The organism is Prevotella sp. AM23-5 (assembly GCF_003473645.1).
GTDB classification, from domain to species: domain Bacteria; phylum Bacteroidota; class Bacteroidia; order Bacteroidales; family Bacteroidaceae; genus Prevotella; species Prevotella copri_A.
This window is the reverse complement of sequence record NZ_QUCG01000175.1, coordinates 1-1098: the sequence shown is the minus strand read 5'-3', so window position 1 is coordinate 1098 and position 1098 is coordinate 1. Positions and strand designations below refer to the sequence as shown.

Here is a 1098-nt window from a genome sequence, read left to right as displayed (position 1 = left end):
CCTTGCCTGTAACATAGCGGATGCAACCAGCAAATGAGCTGCCCTTCTTTAGCTTGCCTATCATGTGGCATCCTCCTTTCTGCCTATTCCGCATGGCTTCGATTTTGGACTTGCTTGGCGATACTCGCCAAGGATGGCTTTCAATCTTCTCAACAAGTCCACCACATACACATGGGTTTCGTGGAAACCTCTCTGATGCGACAGCTTGGTAAGTTGGTTGAGGTTGTTCGCCATGCCAATGAGGTTCTTGGCGATGGCTACCGTCTCTGCATTGTGTCCGCTGACCACCTCGCCGTTCAAGGCGGACTCACGGATGTACTCCGCCAACTTGCGGTTGGCTTTTCTCGCCCTCAGCCTCAGTGCCTCGTAGCTTGGCTTCGAGAACTTCACCGTGACAGACTTCGACAGCTTGCGAACCCTGCCCGTAGGCGGTCTTCCGCCCTTTTTCCTGTTCTGTTCCTGCATGCTTGTCATTCGATACACTGTTTACAGTTGGTACACTTACTTTCTGCGACCGCCGGGAGCAAAATTCCTCCGCCCTCATGGTGGAGCGAGGCGTTTTGGGGTTCCCAAAACATAACCTCGCTCCCTCTCAGAACACGTTAGTTGGAACTACAGCCTTTCAGCTATCCACGTCCAAGGTCGCAGACCTTAATTCTCACAATTTGCGCCAAGCCTCGAAGTCCTCTTCATAAAGGCTTAGGTGGTGGCGCACGATGTTCTCGATGATGCCCGATACGCTCATGCGTCTCCCTCCGAGGATGCGGACGACACGGTCAAGACGGTCTCGTACATCGGAACTGACGAAGACTGGCTTGCGGTCGTCAATCCTTGGAACTTGGAGGAAGGTCTGCTGATACTCCTCCAATGTCGCCTTGCGCTGCTTGCCGCTGATGCGCTTCTGCGGATTCGGTGGCGATTGAGCCTCGTTCGTTGATGTTTCCTCTCTATAGGGAGTTGTTGCAGCAACTTTCTCTACAATTGCTCTCAACTCTGGGTTCTCTACATCATCATAGAGAGAATCACAACTACTTGGATTGGCTTTGTTGCCATACGTAGATGGTTTAACAAAATCCAAATACTCTTTTTCCATCAGCT

General features: G+C 51.6%; 2 protein-coding genes. Both read right to left on the bottom strand.

Annotation, left to right across the window (positions count from 1 at the left end):
* Nucleotides 1–60 precede the first annotated feature (60 nt).
* On the bottom strand, nucleotides 61–474 hold the full coding sequence (mobC, locus tag DW657_RS17395; protein WP_118313584.1) for a plasmid mobilization relaxosome protein MobC: 414 nt from the start codon (nucleotides 472–474) through the stop codon (nucleotides 61–63).
* 184 nt (nucleotides 475–658) lie between these two features.
* Entirely contained in the window at nucleotides 659–1096 is a 438-nt protein-coding gene (locus DW657_RS17390) for a DUF3408 domain-containing protein (protein WP_118313583.1), read from the bottom strand.
* Nucleotides 1097–1098 lie beyond the last annotated feature (2 nt).